Consider the following 21990-nt stretch of genomic DNA (forward strand, 5'->3'; position numbering starts at 1 on the left):
CGAGGCGCGAGCCCGCGTGGGGCGATCGTCAGCTCACGCCCTTCATCAGTCGCAGCACCGGCTTGACGGCGAGGAGCAGTCCGAGGCCGACCACGATCGCGATGGCGCCGAGGATCGAGAAGTAGGGCACCTCGTTCTTCGGGTCGTAGAACTGCACGAGCCAGCCCGAGATCGCCGTGCCCAGCGCGATCGACAGGAAGAACAGCGCGACCATCTGGGTGTGGAAGACCTTCGGGGCGAGCTTCGTGGTGACAGACAGCCCGACCGGCGAGATCAGCAGCTCGGCGACCGTGAACACGAACAGGATGCCGATGATGGCGATCAACGGGGTGGAGTTGGCGCCACCGCCCGCGAACGGCAGGAACAGCAGGAACGCCGCCCCCATGATCATCGCGCCGAGTGCGAACTTGACCGGCGTCGAGGGCTGACGGCGGCCGAGGCGGGTCCAGATCGCCGCGAAGACGCCGGACAGGATGATGATGAACACGGGATTGATCGACTGCACCCACGAGACGGGCATCTCGAATCCGAAGATGTTGCGGTCGAGGCGCTCGTCGGAGTAGACCGTGAGCACGGTGAACTGCTGCTGGTACAGCGACCAGAACGCGACGCTCGTGATGAAGAGGGGCAGGAATCCCCAGACGCGCGAGCGCTCGGTGCCGTCGATCCGGCGGCTGCTGAGGATGACCGCGAAGTACGCCACCGTCGCGACGATCGTTCCGATGATCACGATGGACGCCAGGTTGTCGGCCCTGACCACGCCGACGAGCACCAGCGCCGCGATGAGGGCGACGGCGGCGACCGCGATGATCGCGACGAGCGGGTAGCGCGAGGAGGGCAGCGGGTTCGGCACGCGTCGTGCCTCGTCCGGCAGCGCCTTGCGGCCGAAGGAGTACTGCACGAGTCCGAGCGTCATGCCGATCGCGGCGAGCCCGAAGCCGTAGTGGAATCCGAGGGTCGACTGCAGGATGCCGGTGAGGATCGGACCCATGAAGGCGCCGAGGTTGATGCCGAGGTAGAACAGTGAGAATCCGGCATCCCGACGGGTGTCGTCTGCGCTGTAGAGGGTGCCGACGACGGAGGTCGCGTTCGCCTTCAGGCCGCCCGAGCCGAGCGCGACGAGCACAAGGCCGACCCCTACGCCGATGAATCCGGGGAGAAGGGCGAGGGCGACGTGCCCTGCGACGATCACGATCGCGCTGAGGAACAGCACACGTTCCGAGCCCAGCATCCGGTCGGCGATCCAGGCGCCGAGGATCGTCGAGAGGTAGACCGACCCGCCGTAGGCGCCGACGATCCCGCCGGCGACGGCCTGGGAGAGTCCGAGACCCCCCTCGGTGACCGAGAAGTACAGGTAGATGAGCAGGATGCCCTGCATGCCGTAGAAGCTGAACCGCTCCCACATCTCGACGCCGAAGATGTGGACGAGTGCCCAGGGCTGCCCGAAGAATCGGGTGTCGGACTTCTCGGCCGTCGTGTCGCTGGTTGCCATTCCTCCACGGTACGCCCGGTCGCGTCGTGGTTCGATATGCAGATGAGCGTCGACTTCGAGCAGCATCCCGCCGACACCCCGTTCCACCGCAGGCTCGTCTACGGAGAACGCCCGGACGGTGCGTGGATGACGCACGGGCCTGCCAACGCCTACGAGTCGGTCGTCATGCGTCCGCTCGAGCCGATGCTGGTGCCCGAGAAGCCGCGCAACGGGGAGCTCGATCCCGAGAACTGCGGCTCGTGCAAGCCCGATGAGCACACGATCTGGCACGACGACCTGTGGCAGGTGCGGGCCGGATGGGAGCCGGGCGGGCTTCCGTTCATCGGGGCGATCGCCCCGCGCGAGCACTGGCTGCTCGAAGACGCTCCCGTCGAGGTCCTTGCCGCGCTCGGGCCGTTGATGCAGCGGATCTCGGAGGCCGTGAAGAGCATCCCCGGTGTTGCGCGGTGTCACTTCAGCAGGTTCAACGACGGTTCGGCGCACCTTCACCTCTGGGCTTTCGCCCGGCCTGCCGGGATGATGCAGGGCCGAGGCGCGGTGCTCTCGTACTGGGACGGGATGCTCCCCGAGATGACCGAGGAGATGATGAACGAGTTCCTCGAGATCGTCGCCGCGTTGCTCGCCGCTGGGGGAGGTACGGCCTTTCCGGAGCGCGGGCGAGCCTGAGCAGCCGTGTTCGATTCCGATATCTGCGACCGGAGGGGCAGACTGGGGGCGTGCGAACCATCCGTGATCTGGACACCGTTGAACTCATCATCGCCGCGCAGGGCCTGCTCGACTCCATCCGCGGCCCCGAGCGCGTGATCGACGCCGGCACTCTGCGAGCTCTTCAGCAGTCGGGCAACTACGTCGTCGGACTCTTCGATGCCGAGGACGGGGAAGAGCGGATGGTGGGGGCCTCGATCGCCTTCTTCGGCGCCCCCGGACGCCGGGCGATGCACTCGCACATCACGGCGTTGCTGCCCGAATACCGCGGACGCGGCTGGGGACGAGAGCTCAAAGAGCACCAGCGCCAATGGGCGTTCTCGCGGGACGTCGGTCGCATCACCTGGACGTTCGATCCGCTGGTCGCCCGCAACGCGCACTTCTTCCTCACAGTGCTCGGTGCCCGCGTGACCGGGTACTCGGTGAACCGCTACGGCATCTTCGGCGGAGGCGATGCCGGAGACGAGAGCGACCGGCTCGACGTCGAATGGGCGCTCGCCGACATCGCCAAGTCGCCGGCATCCGACGAGGTTGTGGAGACGCTGGAGATCCCGAGCGACATCGAGAGCATCCGCGTCGAGGATCCGGATGCTGCGCACGAATGGCGCACCCGTCTGCGTGCGCAGATGGAGGGTCTGCTGAGCAGCGGCCTGACGCTCTCGGGGTTCGATGTCGAGAAGGGCTACCTCTTCACGGCCTGAGGGCTCGGACAGACCTGGCCAGGGTCCTGAGGCGAACCGGTCGCGGATAAGATTGATGTGCCCGTGATCACGGGCTTTCCCGCATGCGACCATTGGAGCCACCGTGGCCGAACAGTCCCGTCTTGACAAGGTCATCGCCCTTGCCCGCCACCGCGGGTTCGTCTTCCAGGCGGGTGAGATCTACGGCGGTTCCCGGTCCGCGTGGGACTACGGGCCCCTCGGCACGGAGCTCAAAGAGAACATCCGCCGCCAGTGGTGGCAGACGTTCGTGCGCGGCCGTGGCGACATGGTCGGACTCGACTCGAGCATCATCCTGCCCAAGCGCGTGTGGGAGGCCTCTGGTCACGTCGCGACCTTCACCGACCCGCTGGTCGAGTGCCTGAGCTGCCACAAGCGCTTCCGCGCCGACACTCTGATCGAGGACTTCGAGGCGCGCAAGGGTCGCAAGGCGGAGAACGGCCTCGCCGACGTGCCGTGCCCCAACTGCGGCACCAAGGGCCAGTACACCGAGCCGAAGTCGTTCTCGGGTCTCGTGAAGACGTACCTCGGTGTGGTCGACGATGAGTCGGGCCTCTACTTCCTCCGCCCGGAGACGGCACAGGGCATCTTCGTCAACTTCTCGAACGTTCTGACGGCCAGCCGCAAGAAGCCGCCGTTCGGCATCGGCCAGGTCGGCAAGGCGTTCCGCAACGAGATCACCCCCGGCAACTTCATCTTCCGCACGCGTGAGTTCGAGCAGATGGAGATCGAGTTCTTCACGCCCCCCGCTGACGCGCAGCAGTGGTTCGAGCACTGGGTCGAGGCGTGCTGGAACTGGTTCATCGATCTCGGGATCGACCCCGAGAACATGCGTCAGTTCGACGTGCCCGAGGACGACCGCGCGCATTACTCCGCCGGCACCATCGACGTCGAGTACCGCTTCGGCTTCACAGGCAAGGAGTGGGGCGAGCTCATGGGCGTCGCCAACCGCACCGACTACGACCTGTCGAGCCACAGCGAGGCGTCTGGTCAGAGCCTCACCTACTTCGACCAGGCCACGGGCGACCGTTACACGCCGTACGTGATCGAACCGTCGTTCGGCCTCACCCGCGCCATGATGGCCTTCCTCGTCGACGCGTACCGCGAAGAGGAGGTGCCGAACGCCAAGGGCGGCACCGACGTGCGCACAGTGCTCAAGCTCGACCCGCGGCTGGCCCCGGTCAAGGCGGCCGTGCTGCCGCTGAGCCGCAACGAGCGGCTGTCGCCGCTCGCTCGCGAGGTCGCCGACACGCTGCGCAGCTCGTGGGCCGTCGACTTCGATGACGCGGGTGCGATCGGTCGCCGGTATCGCCGACAGGACGAGATCGGCACGCCGTTCTGCGTCACGATCGACTTCGACTCGCTCGACGACCGTGCCGTGACCGTGCGCGACCGCGACACCATGGCGCAGGAGCGCGTCTCGATCGACGAGCTGCACCAGTACCTGGCTGAGCGACTCAAGGGCGCGTGACGCTCGGACGATCAGAACGAGAGGCCCGCTGTCCGACAGGACGGCGGGCCTCTCGCGTCACCCGGTGACGGTCAGCTGCACCTGATCGGTGCCGCCCGCCTCGACCCAGGCCAGCGATCGCTCGAGGATGCCGCGGAGCACGTCGAGGTCGATCTTCTCGAGATCCTTGATGTAGAGGCATCCGACGCCCGTGCTGTGCGGGCCGAGCTTCTCGAGCGCCTCGGAGTGCGCGTCGACGCCGTCGAACAGGTAGATCGTGGTCGCCGCCTTGCGCGGCGCGAAGCCGAGGAGTCCGCTGTCGCCCTCGGTGCCGGTCGGGTAGCGGTAGTGGCAGCTGCCGAATCCGATGATCGTGCCCCAGGTCTGAGGGTCGCGGCCTGTGATCTCCTGCATCAGGGCGGTCAGGGTCTCGGCATCCCGACGTCGGACCGCCGGAGTGGATCGGGCGATGAGCCCGGCGACGTCGTCGCCGGTGGGCTTCATGCCTTCGCCTTCGCCGCGGCCTTCATGGCCTTCTTGTGTTCGCGCACCTTGGTGAGCGATTCGGGCGAGACGATGTCGGCGACGCTGCGGTAGGAACCCTCGGTACCGTAGTCGCCCGCGGCCTCGCGCCACCCGGCGCCGGTGAACCCGTACTGCTTGCCGAGCAGAGCCAGGAAGATCTTCGCCTTCTGCTCGCCGAAGCCGGGGAGAGCCTTGAGTCGCTTGAGCACCTCGGCGCCCGACGGGTCGCCTTCGGTCCAGAGTGCCGAGGCGTCTCCGCCCCACTGATCGACGATCTCCTGACAGAGCGTCTGCACGCGAGTCGCCATCGAACCGGGGAACCGATGCACGGCTGGGGTCGTCTTGAACGCCTCGAGGAACTCGTCGGGGTCCATCGCCGCGATGGTGGCCGCATCGGTCGCGCCGGTGCGCTGCTCGATCTTGAGGGGTCCTGCGAACGCCGTCTCCATCGGGACCTGCTGGTCGAGCAGCATCCCGACCAGCAGCGCGAGCGGGTTGTCGGTGAGCAGGGCGTCTGCGGCGGTGTCTCCGGTGATGTGAAGGGCCATGCGTCCAGTCTGGCACCCCCGCCGCGGCACGTGGAGTCAGATGCGCTGCAGCTTCGGGAGCGGACCCTCGAGGCGTGCGATGGACACTCTCACGTCGGCGATGTCGGCTGTGAGCTCGACCCTGAGTTCGGTGATCTGCGTCTCGACTCGCGTGAACCTCTCATCGATGCTGTCGAAGCGGGTGTCCAGTCCCCGGGATTGCTTCGCGAGCATTCTGGAGACTCCGCCGAGCACGGTCGCGGTGAACGCGAAGAGGGCGATGATGATGCCGATCACATCCGGATCCACGAGCATCCTCCCAGTCTGCGTTCGGGGAAGGGATTTGTCATGGGTCGACGATATGAAGCACGGACGATGCGTGCAGGCGTCGGAGCCGAGATCATCGGAGCCGGGGGAGAGGGTCTCGGCCGAGGCTGATCGTGCAGTGAAGGTGAGGCCCTCAGGCGGTCGCTGCGTCGTCTGCGTCAGACGCCTGCGCGGGCTCGATCGGCTCGATGCCGTACATCGTCGAGAGCGCGGCGGCGAAGTCGTCTGCCCGGCCGGTGGCGGCGAGCTCGTGCGCTCGCGTGGTCGGCACGTGCAGCAGCACGCCGGTGAGGTGGCGCAGGGCCTGCTCGACCTTGCCGTCGTCGTCGCCCCTGGCGCGGGCTCGGGCGATCTCGGACTCGAGCAGTGCGAACATGTGCGACCGCAGCGCGACGACCGAGGGGGTGACGCTCTGGCGGCTGCCGACGACGTGGAAGGTGTCGGCGGCTTCGCGCACGACGGTGCGCGCGGCATCCGTCGCCTGCAGCTCCTCGAGCGGTGCGTGCAGGCTGATGGTCTCGAGGTCGAGCAGAGCCACGCCCTCGAGGGCAGCGACAGCGGGGTCGACGTTGCGCGGCATGCCGAGGTCGACGACCATCTGGTGGTGGGATGCGACGGGGCAGCCCTCAGGGGCGATGCCGGTCGGCGCCTGCAGGTGCTCGGGGGTGAGCACGGGAGCGGCCGCCGTCGTGCAGGTGATCAGCAGGCTCGATCGCGAGGCGACGCGCGCGTAGTCGTCAGCGGAGACCGGGCGGATGCCGTGCTTCGCGGCGAACTTCTCAGCGCGTCCCGAGGGCGAGTACACCGAGATGTTCACGGCTCCTCGTTCGCGCAGCGTCGCGAGGGTGACGGCCGCATAGGCGCCGGTGCCGACGAGAAGCACGCGCTCGGCCGACCAGTCGACGATGCGGCTGTCGGCGAGCTCGAGAGCGAGGCGCACGAGTGAACGACCGGCGCGGCCGAGCGCAGTGACGTTCTTGACCTTGCGCTGCGCCTGGCTGGCCCGCTGGAAGAGGCGCTCGAGCTCGGGAGAGGTCGTGCCCTCCTTGCGTGCGGACTTGAGCGCGCGACGCACCTGGCCGGCGATCTCGCCCTCGCCCGACACGACGGACTCGAGGCCGGATGCGACCGAGAAGAGGTGCTCTGCGACACGGCGGCCGGAGTGCACCTCATAGGCGCCGTCGAGTTCGGTGGCGCGGATGCCCGTGGACGCCTCGACAGCCTCGAGCACTGCCTCGACGCCGATCGCACCTGCGGCGGTGACGGGCTCGTCCATCTCGACGTAGGCCTCGAAGCGGTTGCAGGTAGCAAGAACGACCGCACCCTGCACGCAGGACGCCATGTCCACAACCGTGGAGGCGACGTCGTCGGGGGTGCGGCTCAGGCGTTCGAGCAATTCGAAGGGGGCGGTCTTGTGACTCGCCGTGACAACCAGCAGCACCTTTCGATTCTACCTGAGGCTTCATGCAGGTCGGCCCAGGGGCGGATGGGAGGATGGACGCATGCCTCTCTCCGACGCTCCGCTGCTGCGCGCCCTCACCGGCCCCCGACCCGAGCACGCCCCCGTGTGGTTCATGCGCCAGGCCGGCCGATCGCTGCCCGAGTACCGCGAGCTGCGGGTCGGAACGCGGATGCTCGACGCCTGCCTCACGCCCGACCTCGCCGCCGAGATCACTCTGCAGCCGGTGCGGCGTCACGGCGTCGATGCTGCGGTGTTCTTCAGCGACATCGTCATCCCGTTGCGACTGGCGGGCGTGGAGGTCGAGATCGAGGCCGGACGCGGTCCGGTGTTCGCGAATCCCGTGCGCACCGCGGGTGACGTCGATCGCATCACCTCCATCGATCCCCTCTCGCTCGACGGCTCCGCGATCGCCGAGGCCGTGGGCATCGTCACCGCAGAGCTCGGGGAGACCCCGCTGATCGGCTTCGCCGGCGCTCCGTTCACGCTGGCCGCCTACCTCGTCGAGGGCGGCCCGTCGAAGGAGCACCTGCGGGCCCGCGCCATGATGCACGCCGACCCCGACTCGTGGAACCGGCTCGCGGGCTGGCTGGCGCAGGTCTCGCGCCGGTTCCTCGAGATCCAGCGCGACGCGGGAGCATCCGTGGTGCAGCTGTTCGACTCGTGGGCCGGATCCCTGAGCACCGCCGACTACCGCGCGTTCGTGGCTCCGCACTCGAAGGTCGCGCTCGACGGCATCGGCGTGCCGAGCATCCACTTCGGCGTGGGCACCGGGCCCTTCCTCGATGACATGCGCCTGGGTGGCATCGCAGACGGCGTCGGCGTCGACTGGCGCCTGCCGCTCGATGAGGCCGCGGCGATCCTCGGACCCGACGTCTCGGTGCAGGGCAACATCGACCCGGCGCTGCTCTCGGCGCCGTGGTCGGTGCTCGAGACGCACGTGCGCGACGTGGTCGAGCGCGGGCGCGCGGCCAGGGGCCACATCGTCAACCTCGGACACGGCGTTCCCCCCGAGACCGACCCCGATCAGCTCACCCGCATCGTCGAACTGGTGCACTCGATCTGACAGAACCGGTGCACCCGATCTGACAGCCAGGGGCGGTTCGTTCCGACGTCGTCATCTCGGACGCAGGACGCTATCTAGCATGAGTGCTATATTGCAAACATGACAGACAGTGCGTCAGATATCTTCGCGGCATTGGCCCATCCGACGCGTCGTCAGATCCTGCAGGACCTCAAGGACGGTGAGCTCGCGGCGGGTGAGATCGCCTCGCGGTTCTCGGCGAGCGGCCCCACGATCTCGCGGCACCTGAGCGTGTTGCGCCAGGCGGGCCTCGTCAGTGAGCGTCGCGATGCCAACCGCATCCTGTACTCCCTCGTCGGCGAGCGTCTCGCGCTCTCCGTCGGCGACTTCCTCTCGACCGTGTGCCCCGAGCAGATCGTGCTCCGCGAGGTGCGCAAGCGCGGCTCCGGGCGCGCCGCCACTGCGGCCGTCGAGGCCTGAGTCGGCGCATCCTCGACTGAGCGGCCCCTGGATGGATCTCCGCACCGTGCCCGTTTCTCCGGTCGCAACCGGCGAGGCAACCGGGTCGCGGGTGAAAGGATTGACGTATGCCGTCGAATCCCGCGAACCGTGAGTCGTCCCGAGCCGAGCCCGCCACGCTGGCAGCCCGCGCGGCCACGCGCCACATCGTCGTCATCGGCGGTGGCATCGGGGGGCTGATCGCGGCTCGCGAATGCGTCAAGGTCGGCATGCACGTCACCGTGCTCGAGGCGTCGGATGCCGTCGGCGGCGCGATCCGTCAGACCGAGATCGACGGTGTGGTCGTGGATGCCGGGGCGGAGAGCTACGCGACGCGGGGCGGACGGGTGCGAGCGCTCCTCGACGAACTCGGCCTCACCGATCGCATCGTCGCCCCGGCGGCAGGCAGCGCCTGGCTCGCGGGCATCCCCGGCGTCGGTGCCGCGCCGCTGCCGGTCGGCGGCATCCTCGGCATCCCGAGCAACCCGTTCCAAGAGGACGTGCGCCGCATCATCGGCTGGTCGGGAGTCTGGCGTGCCTACCTCGACCGCGTGCGCCCGCCCCTCACGATCGGCCACAGCCAGAGCCTCGGCAAGCTGGTGTCTTCGCGCATGGGCGTCAAGGTGCGAGACCGGCTGGTGGCTCCGGTGACGACGGGCGTGTACTCCGCATCACCCGAAGACGTCGATGTCGACATCGCTGCGCCCGGGCTCAACGCCGCCCTTACGCGCGTCGGTTCTCTGTCGGGTGCTGTGCAGGCTCTGCGTGACGAGAGCGCGGCGCGGGCGGCGCAGGCGGCTGCGGCGCAGGCGCCCGGTGCGGCCGTGGAAGGCATCGCCGGCGGCATGATGGTGTTGGTCGAGGCACTGGTCGCCGACATCGAGAAGCTCGGCGGCGTCGTCCGCACGGGCGTGCGGGTGTCTGAGATCGCGCAGTCGGCTGCGAGCTGGACGGTGCGTGCCGAAGGGCGAGCGCTCGCGGATTCGGATGCCGATGCGGAGTCGGCCACGGAGGCCCTCGAGTTCAGCGCCGACGGCGTGGTGCTGGGCACCTCGGAGGCGGTGGCGCGGCGTCTGCTCGAGAACATCGCACCCGCACTCGCCGAGACCACGGCGGCGGATTCGCCCGAGATCGAGATCGTCACGCTGCTGCTGCGGGCCTCCGCACTGCAGGGCGCTCCTCGGGGGACGGGCGTCCTCACAGTTCCAGGAAGCCACACAGCGAAGGCGCTCACGCACTCGACGGCGAAGTGGGAATGGCTCAGGGCCGCCGCCGGGGATCGGCATCTGGTGCGCGTCTCCTTCGGCGCTCAGGGAGAACCGGCCGCCACCGCAGGCCTCGACGATGACGCGACTGCTCAGCTCGCGCTCCGGGAGGCATCCGCTCTTCTCGGCGTTCCGCTCGCCCCTGGCGATCTCATCGGTGCGCACCGTTCGCGGTTCGTCCAGTCGCAGCCCGCGTCGATCATTGGCTCGGGCGAGCGGCGGGAGGCGGCGCGCGCGGCCATCCGGGCCGTTCCCGGCCTCGCGGCGGTGGGTGCGTGGCTCGCCGGCACCGGACTCGCGCAGGTGATCCCCGATGCGCGCGAGGAAGCCGATCGGCTGCGGCGCTCACTGATCTGGGACTGACACGCGTGGCGTGGGGCTGCGTTCCGGGCGCGGCCGAGAGCGTGACGCGCACCCTGAGGTCAACCCGAAAGTCGCCCTGCTGTCAACCCTCTGCCTGACAGATGCCGAAATCGGCATACGGGGCTACGCTGGACACCTGGCAGGCGGCTCCGCGCCGTCGGTTCGCCCCAGGCGTTCACACCGGAACAACGTGAGGAGACCCCATGAAGGGGAAGATCGGACTCGTCGTAGGAATCGGCGTGGGATACGTACTCGGAACGCGCGCAGGACGCGAGCGTTACGAGCAGATCAAGACGCAGTGGCTGAAGGTCTGGAACCTCGACCCCGTGCAGGATCAGGTCGACAAAGTCAAGGGCTACGTCGGCGACAAGGCCGCAGCAGTGCCCGGTGCGATCTGGACCGGCGTGCAGAAGGTCGTCAAGTCGGCCAGCGGCGGCGACAAGACCGCAGGTCAGCGACTCGACTCCGCTGTCGCTGCCGGACGCAAGGCCGCTGACGACATCGTCGACGCCACCGAAGACGCTGTCGAAGAGGTCAAGGACGCCGCGAAGAAGGACGACGCGAAGAAGCCCGCGGCCAAGAAGCCGGCATCCTCGCGCTCCACCGCCGCGAAGTCTGGCAGCTGACATGCCCCGCGGATACCGCGATCGTGCCGAGGACAGCCTGCTGTCCCTGATCGGCGATCTTCCCGAGCTCATCAGCAGCCTCGTGAAGGCCGAGATCAACGCGGCCAAGACCTGGATCTCGAAGACGGCGAAGGATGCCGGAATCGGCTCCGTCTGGTTCCTCGTCGCGCTCTTCTTCCTGTTCTGGGCCGTGCCGGTGATCCTGGTCTTCGCGATCGCCGGGCTGTCGTCGTGGTGGCCGGTCTGGCTCTCCGCGCTGGCAGTGTTCGGAATCCTGATCCTCGCCGTGCTGCTGTTCGCGCTGCTCGGCATCCTGAAGTTCCGCAAGGTGCTCGCTCGGAAGAACCCCGCCCAGGCGGTGGGCGAGGACATCAGACTCGTGAAGGAAGCCGGCTATGACGAACTCTGAGATCACGAGGCCGCTGCCCAAGACGGCTGTCCCCGCAGGGATCGTCGATCCGGTGCAGTCCGCCCGCGCCGAGCTCAAGGCCGCGCTCGCGGCGATCGAGGTCAAGGGCAACTTCCCTCGGCGGATCGACAAGGCATCGAAGCGCGCTGCGGCGAAGGCGCGGGTCTTCGCCGACCGCAACCCAGCCGCCGCCATCGCCGGAGCGGTGGGAGTCGCCGTGATCGTGGGCGGAGCCGTCTGGGCGATCGCCCGCGCGCTTTCTCGCTGACCGGAGGCGCATCCTCCCATCCTGACTCGCGTTCGCGAGTGATTCACAAAGGGGGCAGACTGGATCCATGTCCGATGCACGCGAAGAGAACCCGTCCGGCTTCACCCTCTGGGCCGTCTGGCGACGAAACCCCGATGTCGCGGTCACCGAGTCCGACTCCACGGAACTCGAGACGATCGTCTCCTACATCGAGGATTCCGGAGTCACGGTCCGCGGCTTCTACGACGTCTCGGGCCTGAAGGCCGACGCCGACCTGCTGGTGTGGCTGCACGGGGACACTGCGGAAGATCTTCAGAAGGCCCTGCGGCGCCTGCGGCGCACCGAGCTGCTGCGCACTCTGCTTCCTGTGTGGAACGTCATGGGCGTGCATCGGGATGCCGAGTTCAACCGTGCGCACGTGCCCGGGTTCCTCCGCGGTGTCGAGCCGAAGGACTGGCTGTGCCTCTACCCGTTCGTCCGCACGCCCGAGTGGTATCTCGCACCGGAGGAGGAGCGTCGCAAGATGCTCGCCGATCACGGTCGCAAGGGCGCTGCCTTCAAGGGAGTCATCGCCAACACGGTCGCCGCATTCGCTCTGGGTGACTACGAGTGGATCCTGCCGCTCGAAGCCGACGAGGTCACCGAGCTGGTCGACCTCATGCGTGACCTGCGCTACACCGACGCGCGTCTCTACGTGAAGGAGGAGATCCCGTTCTACACGGGCCGTCGCCTCCGGTTCGACGAGATCGCGGACGTGCTGCAGTAGGTCGACGATGAGCACTCAGAGTCACACTGCCGTCCCGATCCGACTGGGCACTCGCCGCAGCGCGCTCGCGCAGGCGCAGTCGGGTCATGTCGCCGCCGCCCTAGAGAAGATCTCGGGGCGCCCCGTCGAGCTCGTGCCGATCACCAGCGAGGGCGACACGAATCGTGCGTCGCTGTCGGAGATCGGCGGCCAGGGCATCTTCGCCACGCGTCTGCGTGAGGCGCTGCTCGCGGGGGAGTGCGACATCCTCGTGCATTCGCTCAAAGACCTTCCCACCGCGATCCCCGAGGGGCTTGTCATCGCCGCCACTCCGGTGCGTGAGGACGCGCGCGATGTCGCGATCACGCGCGGGGGCACGCCGCTGCACGAGCTGCGCACCGGCAGCAAGGTCGGCACGGGGTCACCTCGCCGCATCGCGCAGGTGCACCGCAGGGCTCCGCACGCGGAGGTCGTCGACATCCGCGGCAACGTCGACTCGCGTCTGCAACGGGTCGCGTCGGGTGAGCTGGACGCCGTCATCCTCGCTGCCGCCGGCCTTTCGCGCCTCGGCACCGACTCGCCGCTTCGCCGTGAGGAGCTGGGGCTGTCCGAATGGCCGACCGCACCGGGTCAGGGTTCGCTCGCGGTCGAGACCCGGTCCGATGCTCCGGCTGAGCTCCTCGCCGCGCTCGCCGAACTCGACGACCACGACACTCGGCTGGCCATCACGGTCGAGCGCGGGATTCTGGAAGGACTCGACTCCGGATGCCAGGCGCCGATGGCCGCTCATGCGGTCGTGGACGGCGATGAGATCCGCGTCAGGACGGTCGTTTACTCGACCGACGGCGGTCGCCGGATCGGCCTCGACGTCACGGAGAGTCTGAACGGGGAGTATATTCGTCGGAACGGCAGCGGCAATGGAGCGGATGCTGCCGGTGGTGCAGACCCGATGCGCACAGCACGCGAGTTCGGGTTGTCTGTCGCCCATCGGCTGCTCGAGCAAGGGGCGGCCGACCTCGTCTCCCGAGAGCATTCCTCATCATGACCAATTCGAAGCAGGACCGACCGCTGGACGGCTGGCGCATCCTCGTACCCCGTGGAGGCCCGTGGGGCGACGGCGTCGCCGCCAGTCTCCGTTCCCGGGGAGCGGTGCCCGTCGTCGCGCCGCTGATCAACTTCGCGGCCACCACAGATCAGGCCGCGCTCGACGTGGCGCTCACCCGCCTGGCTGCCGGAGAGTACGACTGGTTGACGGTGACCAGTGCGACGACCGTCGACGTGATGTTCGCGCACCGCGCTGTGGTGCCGCGTCGTACGAAGATCGCGGCAGTCGGAGAGACGACCGCAGCCGCTCTGCAGGCCGTCGGGTATGAAGTCGCGATGGTGCCGGATGAAGACAATTCGGCTGCGGGCATGGCAGAGCAGCTCATCGCCCTCGAGGCCGAGCCGCGTCGCATCCTGGCTCTGCGCAGCGAGATCGCGAAGCCCGTGCTCAGCGTCCTCCTGCAGGAGGCCGGTCACGACGTCGACAGCGTCGTCGCCTACCGGACCGTGGGCGTGCCGGTCACCGACCGCATCAAGCGCGACGTCGAGAACGGACGCATCAACGCGATCCTGATCACGAGCGGTTCGGTCGCCGAGCAGGTGCGCGAGCAGTTCCCGCTGATCCCGGATGAGACGCTGCTGGCTGCGATCGGTCCGCGGACTGCGAAGGATGCCGACAAGGCAGGTCTTCCGATCACGGTCGTCGCCGATCGTCAGACGGTCGACGCGCTCATCGATGCCGTGTCGAGCTACACCCTCCCGCACGCGGCGGACGAGCTGGCGCCGTGAGCTTCCCCGACGTCCGACTGCGCCGACTGCGGCAGTCCCCTGCCGTCAGGGGTCTGGTGCGTGAGACCTCCCTTGAGCCGCGGCAGCTGGTGCTCCCGCTGTTCGTCCGTGAGGGACTCACTGAGGCCGCCCCCATCGGGTCGATGCCCGGAGTCGCGCAGCATTCGCTCGATTCTCTGCGTGCCGCCGCCACCGAGGCCGCCGAGGCGGGTGTCGGCGGTGTGATGCTGTTCGGAGTCCCCGCAGTCAGAGACGCGCAGGGCTCGGGTGCCGACGATCCCAAAGGCATCCTGAACGTCGCCACCGAGGTGCTCGCGGCCGAGGTCGGGGACGCCCTCGTGGTGCAGACCGACCTGTGCCTCGACGAGTTCACCGACCACGGGCACTGCGGCGTGCTCGCGCCTGACGGCACCGTCGACAACGACGCGACGCTCGAACGCTACGCGTCGATGGCCCTGGCTCAGGCCAGGGCGGGCTCTCAGCTGCTCGGCCTCTCGGGAATGATGGACGGCCAGGTCGCCGTCATCCGCGAGGCGCTCGATTCCGAGGGCTTCACCGACACCCTGCTTCTCGCCTACGCCGCGAAGTATGCGAGCGCGTTCTACGGTCCGTTCCGTGAGGCCGTGGATTCGCAGCTGAAGGGCGACCGTCGCACGTACCAGCTCGACCCCGGCAACCGCCGCGAGGGCGTGCGAGAGGCTGTCGTCGACGAGGAGGAGGGCGCGGACATCGTCATGGTGAAGCCCGCCATGGCCTTCCTCGACGTGCTGCGTGAGGTGCGAGACACCGTGCACATTCCGGTGTGGGCATATCAGGTGTCCGGCGAGTACGCGATGATCGAGGCCGCTGCCGCGAACGGCTGGATCGATCGCCGCGCGTCGATCCTCGAGTCGCTGCTGTCGATCCGCCGCGCTGGCGCAGATGTCGTCCTGACGTACTGGGCGACAGAAGCCGCTCGCTGGCTACGCCCTTGATAGCGGTCCGTCGACTCGACGAGGTCGTCTGAGTCCCTCCCTCAGCTCTGCGGACTAGCCTGGAGGGGATGCCGGGAGAGCTCCGTGCATCGCTGAGGAGTGTGCTGTGACCGACCGCAATGATGACCTGTTCTCCGCTGCCCGCACGGTGATCCCCGGTGGTGTGAACTCGCCCGTGCGCGCATACGGTTCGGTCGGAGGCACGCCGCGCTTCCTCGCGTCGGCCGCGGGTGCGACGGTGACCGATGCCGCAGGCAACGAGTACGTCGACCTCGTCGCGTCGTGGGGTCCGGCCCTGCTCGGCCATGCGCAGCCTGAGGTCGTCGCCGCCGTGCAGAAGGCGGCGACTCGAGGACTCTCGTTCGGCGCCCCGACCGAGGGCGAGGTCGAACTCGCTCAGCTGATCGCAGATCGTGTGCGGTTCGGGGAGACCCGGCCCATCGAGCGAGTGCGGCTCGTCTCGACCGGCACAGAAGCGACGATGACCGCGATCCGCCTTGCCCGCGGTGCCACCGGGCGCGACCTGCTGGTCAAGTTCGCCGGCCACTACCACGGTCACTCCGACGGTCTCCTCGCCGCGGCCGGTTCCGGCGTCGCGACTCTCGCTCTGCCCGGCTCCGCGGGGGTGCCCGCGCCGATCGCCGCACAGACCCTCGTGATCGACTACAACGACCCGGGCGCGCTCGAGGCCGTCTTCGCCGAGCACGGTCCGCGCATCGCCGCGGTGATCGTCGAGGCCGCAGCCGCGAACATGGGTGTGGTTCCGCCGCTGCCAGGGTTCAACCGGCTGCTGGCCGAGACCGCACACGCTCATGGCGCGCTGTTGATCCTCGATGAGGTGCTGACGGGCTTCCGCGTGCACCCCGCAGGCTTCTGGGGGCTCCAGGCCGCGGCCGGCGAGGACTACCTGCCCGACATCTTCACGTTCGGCAAGGTCGTCGGCGGAGGAATGCCCCTGGCCGCTCTCGGTGGACGCGCTGAGGTCATGGACCTGCTGGCACCTCTCGGCCCGGTCTACCAGGCTGGCACGCTCTCGGGCAACCCGCTGTCGGTCGCCGCCGGCCTGGCGACTCTGAGGCTCGCGACCCCTGAGGTCTATGCGACCGTCGACGCCGCCGCAGCCAGGGTCTCTGGCGCCCTGGACGCCGCTCTCGCGGACGCAGGTGCCACCCACGCCGTCGCGCACGCGGGAAACCTCTTCAGCGCTTCGTTCCGCGCTTCAGCGCCTCGCAACTATGCCGAGGCCCAGGCCCAGGAGTCGTTCCGGTACGCGCCGTTCTTCCACGCGATGCGCGAGCAGGGCGTCGCGCTGCCTCCGAGCGTGTTCGAGGCCTGGTTCCTGACAGCCGCGCACGGCGAGGAAGAGCTTCAGCGCATCGAAGCGGCGCTCCCGATCGCGGCCGAGGCTGCTGCCCGCGCACAGGCGTAAGCTGCACGATCCCGCCTCATGCCGGGCGTGAGTGCTTTGCGTGAGGCACGTGCGCGTCGCGCGAAGCGTGTGTGTATCGCGTGAGGCGCGTCTGCGTCGACTGAGTCGTGTGTGCCGCTCGAGATTCGACGGACTACGGCGTGATCAACGTCAGACGAACATGACTCGTCGTGACGGTGAGTCCCGATAGGTGCGGCCGAGTGGGCTGAACCAGTCGATCGTGCCGTCGGGAAGCTGCTGCGCCGTCCAACGATGGTCGTCAGCGACGTCTGGATGCTTGAGAGAGTGGTGCCGCGCGCACAGATGGGCGAGGTTGTGGATCTCCGTCCGCCCGCCCTTGGCATGATCGAAAGTGTGATCGATCTGGCATCGATGCGCCGGCATCCTGCAGCCGGGGAATCGGCAGTGTTGATCTCGCGCACGGAGGAACCGCCGCATGGGTTCTGTCGGCCGGTAGGTGTCGGTCTCGACGACAAGTCCGGTCGGATCGAGGAACAACCGGGACCATCCGCCGTTGCGGCCCGCGAGATCGCGGGCGATATCGGGGTGCAGCGGCCCGTGTCCGTCGAGCTGCGCGGGGCGATGGTCGCACCCCGCGAGCGTGGTCGCGGCGACTGTGACTTGGATGCGCCCCTGGATGTTGTCGAGTCCTGAGCCGTTTGCCGCGCTCGGATCGGAGGCGAGCAGGAGGTCGATCAGCAGATCTACCCGCACCTGATCGATCGTGCGGGTGTCGGACGGGATGTGTTCGACCGTGGGGCCGGTCGGATCGGTTGTGAAAGTCCCGTCGCCGAAGATCGCGTAATCGTCACGCGACGGGTCGTCTTGCGCGATGTCGTCCGGATAGATCGGATTCTCGCCGTCGTCCATCGGATCGAGCGTCGGCTCACGGTCGTTCCGCCCGGCGATGACGACGTGCGCGAGTCGGGTGAGCCGGTCGAGGACCGCCGTCGCGAGATGCTCGGGGAGCACGACTGTCAGCGCACACAGACCGTCTCCTGCCGGGCGTACGGTGACTGTGCGCTCCGACTTCGAGCGCGCATGGCGCTCGGCGACCGTGGAGCCTGCCAGGACGGCGGCCAGCTCGCGCAGGTGCGCTCGTGTTCGTGCAGGGGTCTCCCGCTCGGCCACGATGACCGCGACCGTGTCGTACAGCGGCAGCACATCGGCATCCGCTCGCCCGTTGTTGACCGCCTCCCGGACCACTCCTGCGGCCCGCACGATCTCGCGGACATGCGCCGCCGTGATGCGGCCGGCCCTGAAAGCCGAACGCACACCGGGGTGGCTGGCGGCGAGAAAGCCGGCATCGGTGAACGCGTATTCGACGCTGCCCTGAGTGAGGCGGCCCGCCGCGGAGTACTCCGCGATCATCGACCTGTGGATGGCGTCGCGGTGGAACGGGTTCTCGTCGGAGTCAGACCGGCTCAGGCGCATCCGCTCGGCAAGAAGATCGGACGCCTCGGCTTCGAGGCGTGCGATCTGTCGCCGCTTCTCGACCCACGAGTCGAGCAGCTCAGCGCGTTGCTCGAGGTCGGAATCGGTGGCGGATGTCATGCTCCGACTCTAGTAGATTTGTTCGAAGGTCGAGCAGAACATCGGAATGGAAGAAGGTGGAATCGTGGGAACCGACAACGGATCGTTGCCTTCCTGTGAACAAGACACAGACATCTGGAAGGGTGCCGCTGGCAGACTGGACGTATGGTGACGTTGCTGCTGGACCAGACGCAACTCGAGATCGTGCTCTCGCCGATCGAACGTGCGGCGAGCTTCCACCGCGACAATGTGAGGCTCGTGCGCGACACCATCACCAAGGTCCAGCTGATCGACGACGCATGGACCTGGTTGCGTGGCGTGCCGAATCCGGGAACGCACATCCCCGGGGTGCTCGCCGCCGGAACGTGGAAGGCTGCGGGCAGCGTCGACTTCGTCCTCATCCGCCGCCGACGTCCCAGCGTCGTCATCGACCTCTCCGGTGACGAGCAGTACCGACGACTGATCCTCACGACGAGGCACGGCCTCGCTCTGACCCAGGCGCTCCGACTCGACGTGTCGGATGAACCGGCAGACGTCGAGGAGATCGTGGCCACATCGCCCACGCCGGTGTCGAAGGGGAGTCGCCGTCCGGTGATCCGCCCACGGCCCGCCTGAGGGATCCGAGAACGAGCGAACGCCCTCCTCAGCCTCACGGCGCGGAGGTCGTTCGCGTCGGTGCCCTCGAGGGGTGACCTCAGGAGCGGTCGTGCTCGCCCTCGTGGTGCTCGTGGTGCTGGCCCTCGTGCTGCTCGTGGTGGTCGCCCTCGTGGTGCTCGTGGTGCGCGTCCTCGTGGTGCTCGCCATCGCGACCATCGTTCGCCTCGTGAGCGGCATCCGCCTCTGTCTCCGCCTCTGCTGAGACGTCGACTTCTCCGAGCGGGTAGTCCTTGGGCTCGTCCTCGTAGTACGCGCGAGCAGCGGCGGCGAGCATCGAGGTGACGGCAGCCGAACGAGGGTCGTCGTCGCCAGACGCTTCAGCCGACGCGTCGTCCGACGACTCGTCGGACTCGTCGGACTCGTGTGCCTCGGCGAAGAACTCGACTCCGGAGTGCTCGCCGGTGCCGTCTTCGTTCGCAGTCGGGTCTGTCGCGTCAGGGACGTGACCGTCGGTGTCGTCGCTGACGCGGGCGTCGGTGTCGTCGGCGTGAGCGTCCGGCGCGTCGGCCGGGGCGGTGCCGAAGAGGATGTCGTCGAACGACGGCTGGGCGTTCGCCGCTTCGGTGTCCGCGGGCGTCTGCGGCTCGGTCGATCCACCTGCCGGGTCATCATCGCCGTGGGCGTCCTCGCGGCCCGCATGCGCGGCCTCCGACGCGACGTCGGCCGCATCTTCCGCGTCGTTCGCATCCGAGGCATCGGCCGCATAGCGGAGCTCCGCCGCGGCGTACTCGACGTCACGAGCCGCATCCGCCGCATCAGCCGCGTCGTCGGCCTCGGCATCCGCCGCGTCGGCCTCTGCGCGGGCGGCGTCGGCCGCGTCCGCATCGGATTCGGAGAGAACCGACGCATCCGCATCGGTCGCAGCTGCATCGGACTCGGACACATCGGACCCCGCGACATCCAGAGCCTGCAGGGTCTCGGAATCGGCGTGGTCGGAGTCGGCCACGTCCGACGACTCGGATGGCGCGGCGGAATCGACGACAGGCGCTCCGACATCCGCGACCGGCGCTGCGGAATCGACCGGCGCGGCGGTGATGGCCTGCGGCGCGAGCCTGCCGCCGCGGACGAGCTCGATGAAGACGTCCTCGAGAGTGGGGCCGCGCTGCACCAGGGTGGCGAGGGCGATGCCGGCCGATGCCGCGATGGCGCCGACGGCTCCCGCGTTGCTGCCGCGAACCGTGAGACCCGATCGGAGCACCTCGACCTCGAGGCCGGCCGCCGAGAGCGCGGACTTCAGTGCGGCACGATCCGCCGCGTCGACCACGACAGAACCGGCAGAAGGGTCGGCGAGCGTCTCGATGCCGCTCGAGAGAACGAGCTGGCCCTTCGAGAGCACGAGCACGTGGTCTGCGACCTGTTCGATCTCGCTCAGCACGTGCGAGGAGACGAGAACCGTGCGGCCCTCGTCGGCGAGGCGACGCAGAAGGAGGCGGATCCAGCGGATGCCCTCAGGGTCGAGGCCGTTGGCCGGCTCGTCGAAGACCAGAGCGCCGGGGTCGCCGAGCAGCGCGTGTGCCACGCTCAGCCGCTGACGCATTCCGAGCGAGAAGCTGCCGATGCGACCTTCGGCCTCGTGCTCGAGACCGACCAGCGAGAGGACCTCGTCGACACGCGAGAGCGGGATGCCGTTGGCCTTGGCAGCGATCGTCAGCTGGCGTGAGGCCGAGCGGCGGGGCCGATACGCGGTCTCCTCCAGGACGGAACCGATCGTGCGCAGCGGGTGACGCAGCTCTGCATGCGAGACTCCGCCGATCGTGGCGGTGCCGCTCGTGGCGCGCACCTGGCCGAGGAGGATGCGCAGGGTGGTGGTCTTGCCGGCGCCGTTCGGGCCGAGGAAAGCGGTCACGACACCGGGCTCGACTCGCGCGGAGAAGTCGGACACCGCCGTCACGTCGTTGAAGCGCTTCGTGACGTGCGTGAACTCGAGCACCTGTCCGTCGGGCATCTGCGACCTCTCGTTGCAGTGGGCAGTTCTGTCTATCCTGCCGGAAAAGCCGCAGGATCGTGCATTTACCCTACGAACGCGGCCGGATGCAAGGGTCCGTCGAGCGGGTAGCCTGGCACCCGTGACCGAATCCAGCGCTGCTTCCCGGGTCCTCGTCCGCACCGAAGGGGCCCTCGGCAGGCTGACCCTGAACCGGTCGGAAGCGATCAACGCGCTCGACCCCGGGATGATCCAGCAGCTCACCGAGGCCCTCGAGCGTTGGCGGGACGACACCGATGTGCAGATCGTCGTCATCGACGGCGCGGGCGAGCGAGGCATGTGCGCGGGGGGAGACGTTCGCGCACTGCATGGGCAGATCGTGGCCGGACGCACTGAGGAGACCGCCGAGTTCTTCCGCGCCGAGTACGCGTTGAACGCGATGATCGCCGAGTACCCGAAGCCCATCGTCTCCATCGCCGACGGCATCACGATGGGCGGCGGCGTCGGCCTGTCGGGTCACGCGGCCATCCGCATCGTCACCGAGCGTTCCCGGCTGGCGATGCCCGAGACGCGCATCGGATTCACCCCCGACGTCGGCGGCACGTGGCTGCTGGGGCGGATGCCAGGGCGATTCGGGGAGTACTTCGGACTCACGGGCTCGACGATGAACGGAGCGGATGCGGTGCTGCTCGGCTTCGCCGACCACTTCGTGCCGTCCGACCGGCTGGATGCGCTGCGCGAGGCGCTGGCCTATCGTGCCGACCCGACCGGGCCGGCCGAGATCGTGCTGCTGTTCGACGAGACCCCCGAGCCGTCTGCGCTCCCGGCGTCACGCGAATGGATCGACCGCGCGTTCTCGTCCGACACGATCGCGGAGACCGTGTCGCGGCTCCGTTCCGAGGAGGCTGCGGATGCCGCGGCGACCGCGGACCTGCTCGAGAGCCTGGCACCGACCGGACTCGCCGTCACCCTCGACGCCGTCAGGGAGGCACGTCGACTCCCGAACCTGCGCGCCGCTCTCGAGGGCGAGTACCGCCGCGTGATGTGGTTCGTGACGCAGCATCCCGATCTGGTCGAGGGCATCCGCGCGCAGGTCGTCGACAAGGACCGCAATCCGAAGTGGAACCCGGCGACCATCGCCGAGCTCCCGTCGGATGCCGGTGCCGATGCTCGGGATTTCGTGCCCGAACGCTCGCTCTTCTGAGGTATTTCGATATATCTGCGGTTGTTCGCCGCGGTGCATAAACCGCTGGCCGCGG

23 protein-coding genes are annotated in these 21990 nt (G+C 68.4%); 16 read left to right on the top strand and 7 right to left on the bottom strand.

Going from position 1 to position 21990, the window contains the following annotated elements; translation table 11 throughout:
- Positions 1-28 precede the first annotated feature (28 nt).
- On the bottom strand, positions 29-1492 hold the full coding sequence (locus OB895_RS13570) for a peptide MFS transporter (RefSeq protein ID WP_079113689.1): 1464 nt from the start codon (positions 1490-1492) through the stop codon (positions 29-31).
- A gap of 42 nt (positions 1493-1534) precedes the next feature.
- On the opposite strand from OB895_RS13570, the gene OB895_RS13575 reads away from it, so the two are divergent.
- The 3 genes from OB895_RS13575 (at position 1535) to OB895_RS13585 (ending at position 4387) form a co-directional block, all read left to right on the top strand.
- On the top strand, positions 1535-2158 hold the full coding sequence (locus OB895_RS13575; RefSeq protein ID WP_311877940.1) for a hypothetical protein: 624 nt from the start codon (positions 1535-1537) through the stop codon (positions 2156-2158).
- Between the two features lie 50 nt (positions 2159-2208).
- Positions 2209-2898, top strand: coding sequence for a GNAT family N-acetyltransferase (locus OB895_RS13580; RefSeq protein WP_042541296.1), 690 nt, complete (start codon positions 2209-2211; stop codon positions 2896-2898).
- Positions 2899-3001: 103 nt separating this feature from the next.
- Entirely contained in the window at positions 3002-4387 is a 1386-nt protein-coding gene (locus OB895_RS13585; protein WP_042541298.1) for a glycine--tRNA ligase, read from the top strand.
- A 57-nt stretch (positions 4388-4444) separates the two neighbouring features.
- Here OB895_RS13585 and OB895_RS13590 read toward each other — a convergent pair whose 3' ends face one another.
- From OB895_RS13590 to OB895_RS13605, 4 genes are all read right to left on the bottom strand, one after another.
- Complete coding sequence (locus tag OB895_RS13590; RefSeq protein WP_042541300.1) at positions 4445-4870, bottom strand: DUF1801 domain-containing protein; 426 nt, start codon at positions 4868-4870, stop codon at positions 4445-4447.
- Positions 4867-5439 (bottom strand): HhH-GPD-type base excision DNA repair protein, encoded by a 573-nt coding sequence (locus OB895_RS13595; protein ID WP_079113687.1) that lies wholly within the window; start codon positions 5437-5439, stop codon positions 4867-4869. Before OB895_RS13595 ends, OB895_RS13590 begins: the two co-directional genes overlap by 4 nt.
- Positions 5440-5475: 36 nt before the next feature.
- Positions 5476-5733 (bottom strand): hypothetical protein, encoded by a 258-nt coding sequence (locus OB895_RS13600; RefSeq protein ID WP_079113686.1) that lies wholly within the window; start codon positions 5731-5733, stop codon positions 5476-5478.
- Positions 5734-5878: 145 nt separating this feature from the next.
- Positions 5879-7186, bottom strand: a complete 1308-nt coding sequence (locus OB895_RS13605; protein ID WP_079113685.1) for a glutamyl-tRNA reductase — start codon at positions 7184-7186, stop codon at positions 5879-5881.
- Between the two features lie 61 nt (positions 7187-7247).
- Between OB895_RS13605 and hemE the strand changes: the two genes are divergently transcribed.
- From hemE to OB895_RS13660, 11 genes are all read left to right on the top strand, one after another.
- Positions 7248-8270: a uroporphyrinogen decarboxylase gene (gene hemE, locus OB895_RS13610; protein WP_079113684.1), complete on the top strand. Its 1023-nt coding sequence runs from the start codon at positions 7248-7250 to the stop codon at positions 8268-8270.
- Between the two features lie 99 nt (positions 8271-8369).
- Entirely contained in the window at positions 8370-8708 is a 339-nt protein-coding gene (locus OB895_RS13615) for a metalloregulator ArsR/SmtB family transcription factor (protein WP_079113683.1), read from the top strand.
- Between the two features lie 107 nt (positions 8709-8815).
- On the top strand, positions 8816-10354 hold the full coding sequence (gene hemG / locus OB895_RS13620) for a protoporphyrinogen oxidase (RefSeq protein WP_079113682.1): 1539 nt from the start codon (positions 8816-8818) through the stop codon (positions 10352-10354).
- A 203-nt stretch (positions 10355-10557) separates the two neighbouring features.
- Positions 10558-10980, top strand: coding sequence for a hypothetical protein (locus OB895_RS13625; protein WP_042541310.1), 423 nt, complete (start codon positions 10558-10560; stop codon positions 10978-10980).
- Between the two features lies 1 nt (position 10981).
- Positions 10982-11389 carry a phage holin family protein gene (locus OB895_RS13630; protein ID WP_056374522.1) on the top strand — a complete coding sequence of 136 codons (408 nt, stop codon included), beginning with the start codon at positions 10982-10984 and terminating at the stop codon, positions 11387-11389.
- On the top strand, positions 11376-11657 hold the full coding sequence (locus tag OB895_RS13635) for a hypothetical protein (protein WP_042541313.1): 282 nt from the start codon (positions 11376-11378) through the stop codon (positions 11655-11657). The genes OB895_RS13630 and OB895_RS13635 overlap by 14 nt, the downstream gene beginning before the upstream one ends.
- A gap of 67 nt (positions 11658-11724) precedes the next feature.
- Positions 11725-12402: a hydrogen peroxide-dependent heme synthase gene (gene hemQ / locus OB895_RS13640; RefSeq protein ID WP_042541315.1), complete on the top strand. Its 678-nt coding sequence runs from the start codon at positions 11725-11727 to the stop codon at positions 12400-12402.
- A gap of 7 nt (positions 12403-12409) precedes the next feature.
- Positions 12410-13426 (top strand): hydroxymethylbilane synthase, encoded by a 1017-nt coding sequence (gene hemC / locus OB895_RS13645; RefSeq protein ID WP_042541317.1) that lies wholly within the window; start codon positions 12410-12412, stop codon positions 13424-13426.
- Positions 13423-14214, top strand: coding sequence for a uroporphyrinogen-III synthase (locus OB895_RS13650; RefSeq protein ID WP_056374518.1), 792 nt, complete (start codon positions 13423-13425; stop codon positions 14212-14214). The genes hemC and OB895_RS13650 overlap by 4 nt, the downstream gene beginning before the upstream one ends.
- A complete protein-coding gene (gene hemB, locus OB895_RS13655) occupies positions 14211-15188 on the top strand; it encodes a porphobilinogen synthase (RefSeq protein ID WP_079113681.1) in 978 nt (325 codons plus the stop codon). Before OB895_RS13650 ends, hemB begins: the two co-directional genes overlap by 4 nt.
- A gap of 106 nt (positions 15189-15294) precedes the next feature.
- Positions 15295-16617: a glutamate-1-semialdehyde 2,1-aminomutase gene (locus OB895_RS13660; RefSeq protein WP_079113680.1), complete on the top strand. Its 1323-nt coding sequence runs from the start codon at positions 15295-15297 to the stop codon at positions 16615-16617.
- 150 nt (positions 16618-16767) lie between these two features.
- On the opposite strand, the gene OB895_RS13665 is transcribed toward OB895_RS13660, so the two are convergent.
- Positions 16768-18171 (bottom strand): HNH endonuclease signature motif containing protein, encoded by a 1404-nt coding sequence (locus OB895_RS13665; protein ID WP_079113679.1) that lies wholly within the window; start codon positions 18169-18171, stop codon positions 16768-16770.
- Positions 18172-18315: 144 nt separating this feature from the next.
- Between OB895_RS13665 and OB895_RS13670 the strand changes: the two genes are divergently transcribed.
- Positions 18316-18765, top strand: coding sequence for a hypothetical protein (locus OB895_RS13670; protein WP_056374511.1), 450 nt, complete (start codon positions 18316-18318; stop codon positions 18763-18765).
- Between the two features lie 79 nt (positions 18766-18844).
- On the opposite strand, the gene OB895_RS13675 is transcribed toward OB895_RS13670, so the two are convergent.
- Positions 18845-20752: an ATP-binding cassette domain-containing protein gene (locus OB895_RS13675; protein WP_079113677.1), complete on the bottom strand. Its 1908-nt coding sequence runs from the start codon at positions 20750-20752 to the stop codon at positions 18845-18847.
- 121 nt (positions 20753-20873) lie between these two features.
- Between OB895_RS13675 and OB895_RS13680 the strand changes: the two genes are divergently transcribed.
- A complete protein-coding gene (locus tag OB895_RS13680; RefSeq protein ID WP_079113676.1) occupies positions 20874-21935 on the top strand; it encodes an enoyl-CoA hydratase/isomerase family protein in 1062 nt (353 codons plus the stop codon).
- Positions 21936-21990 lie beyond the last annotated feature (55 nt).

The sequence above is a fragment of the Microbacterium forte genome (assembly GCF_031885415.1).
Classification (GTDB): domain Bacteria; phylum Actinomycetota; class Actinomycetes; order Actinomycetales; family Microbacteriaceae; genus Microbacterium; species Microbacterium forte.

Excerpts from the sequence above, each read along its gene's own strand:
- OB895_RS13570 (WP_079113689.1), bottom strand. The coding sequence starts at position 1,492 with ATGGCAACCAGCGACACGACGGCCGAGAAGTCCGACACCCGATTCTTC.
- OB895_RS13575 (WP_311877940.1), top strand. The coding sequence starts at position 1,535 with ATGAGCGTCGACTTCGAGCAGCATCCCGCCGACACCCCGTTCCACCGC.
- OB895_RS13590 (WP_042541300.1), bottom strand. The coding sequence starts at position 4,870 with ATGAAGCCCACCGGCGACGACGTCGCCGGGCTCATCGCCCGATCCACT.
- OB895_RS13595 (WP_079113687.1), bottom strand. The coding sequence starts at position 5,439 with ATGGCCCTTCACATCACCGGAGACACCGCCGCAGACGCCCTGCTCACC.
- OB895_RS13600 (WP_079113686.1), bottom strand. The coding sequence starts at position 5,733 with ATGCTCGTGGATCCGGATGTGATCGGCATCATCATCGCCCTCTTCGCG.
- hemE (WP_079113684.1), top strand. The coding sequence starts at position 7,248 with ATGCCTCTCTCCGACGCTCCGCTGCTGCGCGCCCTCACCGGCCCCCGA.
- OB895_RS13615 (WP_079113683.1), top strand. The coding sequence starts at position 8,370 with ATGACAGACAGTGCGTCAGATATCTTCGCGGCATTGGCCCATCCGACG.
- hemG (WP_079113682.1), top strand. The coding sequence starts at position 8,816 with ATGCCGTCGAATCCCGCGAACCGTGAGTCGTCCCGAGCCGAGCCCGCC.
- OB895_RS13625 (WP_042541310.1), top strand. The coding sequence starts at position 10,558 with ATGAAGGGGAAGATCGGACTCGTCGTAGGAATCGGCGTGGGATACGTA.
- OB895_RS13630 (WP_056374522.1), top strand. The coding sequence starts at position 10,982 with ATGCCCCGCGGATACCGCGATCGTGCCGAGGACAGCCTGCTGTCCCTG.
- OB895_RS13635 (WP_042541313.1), top strand. The coding sequence starts at position 11,376 with ATGACGAACTCTGAGATCACGAGGCCGCTGCCCAAGACGGCTGTCCCC.
- hemQ (WP_042541315.1), top strand. The coding sequence starts at position 11,725 with ATGTCCGATGCACGCGAAGAGAACCCGTCCGGCTTCACCCTCTGGGCC.
- hemC (WP_042541317.1), top strand. The coding sequence starts at position 12,410 with ATGAGCACTCAGAGTCACACTGCCGTCCCGATCCGACTGGGCACTCGC.
- OB895_RS13650 (WP_056374518.1), top strand. The coding sequence starts at position 13,423 with ATGACCAATTCGAAGCAGGACCGACCGCTGGACGGCTGGCGCATCCTC.
- OB895_RS13665 (WP_079113679.1), bottom strand. The coding sequence starts at position 18,171 with ATGACATCCGCCACCGATTCCGACCTCGAGCAACGCGCTGAGCTGCTC.
- OB895_RS13670 (WP_056374511.1), top strand. The coding sequence starts at position 18,316 with ATGGTGACGTTGCTGCTGGACCAGACGCAACTCGAGATCGTGCTCTCG.
- OB895_RS13675 (WP_079113677.1), bottom strand. The coding sequence starts at position 20,752 with ATGCCCGACGGACAGGTGCTCGAGTTCACGCACGTCACGAAGCGCTTC.